This is a genomic window from Salinisphaera hydrothermalis C41B8 (genome assembly GCF_000732535.1).
In the GTDB taxonomy this organism is placed as follows: domain Bacteria; phylum Pseudomonadota; class Gammaproteobacteria; order Nevskiales; family Salinisphaeraceae; genus Salinisphaera; species Salinisphaera hydrothermalis.
This window is the reverse complement of the sequence record NZ_APNK01000088.1, coordinates 1-1,039: the sequence shown is the minus strand read 5'-3', so window position 1 is coordinate 1,039 and position 1,039 is coordinate 1. Positions and strand designations below refer to the sequence as shown.

Genomic DNA, 1,039 nt, shown 5'->3' with positions numbered 1-1,039 from the left:
GGCTATGTCATCGTTGAGTGTTGATACGCATGTCCACGCGCAGCAGCCAATACATTGTGCGGCGTCGCCGAGTCGCCGACGGCATCGAGCATTCGATGCCACCCGAGATAGTGGTCGAGATAGCGAGTGGCCACGCCGTGGAAGCGCTCCATCCAGCCTTTCCACCGGCTGTGATACGCATTGACGTTCTGCACATGAAACGCAGGGCGTCGCACGCGAATGCCCTGGGCGAGATTGACGGGCTCATGCGTGACGCCGCGATACTGAGCGTAGCGTTGATAGACCGACGCGCCGTCGGTGCACAACACGGCTTCTCGCTCCAGACGATGGCCGACCGTGTCATCGATGGTTCGATGATCGACCGTCTCCAATGCGTGGGACAACGTATGACCTTCCCGATCCCGCATGACCAGCACCCCGACTTCGTCGTCGGGATCACGGCCTTTGCGGGACTTCTTGGCTCCACCGCCACGCTGGCGTGGCGGGCGTTCCAGCGATCGCGAGCCCTTGTACGATCGGCGTATGAACGTCTCATCCGCCTCGGCAATACCCGCCAGTCGCTTAGCCTGCATATCCGACGGCGCAGCCAGAAACCGGTGGCGCCAGCGAAAGGCCGTATTGCGATGAACGCCAGCACTGGCGGCCGACCGACGTACGCTCTCGCCGTCGATCAGTGCCTGGGCGAATACGCGCCAAGCATCGCGATGCCGCAACCGAGCAAGCGGTGTGCCCGTCAACGCGTTGAACGTGCGGCGACAGGCATGGCACTTATACCGTTGAAGACCACTGGCATGGCCAAAGCGCACCGGCGAACCGGCCGCACAATGCGGGCAATGCGATACGCCGAGCGCGTCCAGCTCGTTGGCGACAGTCGTTGCCGGATCAGCGCCGGTCAAAGCGGCTGCAAGCCGCTGTTTCTGCGCCGAGGTCAGCGCCGGAAGACCGGCCAGCCACTCGTTAAAGTCGGCTTCTTTCATCAAGAACAATCATCGTGATATCAATGTGTTATATTTTATCACGAATTAACGGTGACATAGCC

Annotated in this window: 1 protein-coding gene; it reads right to left on the bottom strand. The window is 61.0% G+C overall.

Annotated elements, in window-relative coordinates:
* Positions 1-2: 2 nt before the first annotated feature.
* Entirely contained in the window at positions 3-977 is a 975-nt protein-coding gene (locus tag C41B8_RS19180; protein ID WP_037342034.1) for an IS1595 family transposase, read from the bottom strand.
* Positions 978-1,039 lie beyond the last annotated feature (62 nt).

What these genes read in the sequence shown, in the direction of transcription:
- C41B8_RS19180 (WP_037342034.1), bottom strand. Translation starts at nt 977, where the DNA reads ATGAAAGAAGCCGACTTTAACGAGTGGCTGGCCGGTCTTCCGGCGCTG.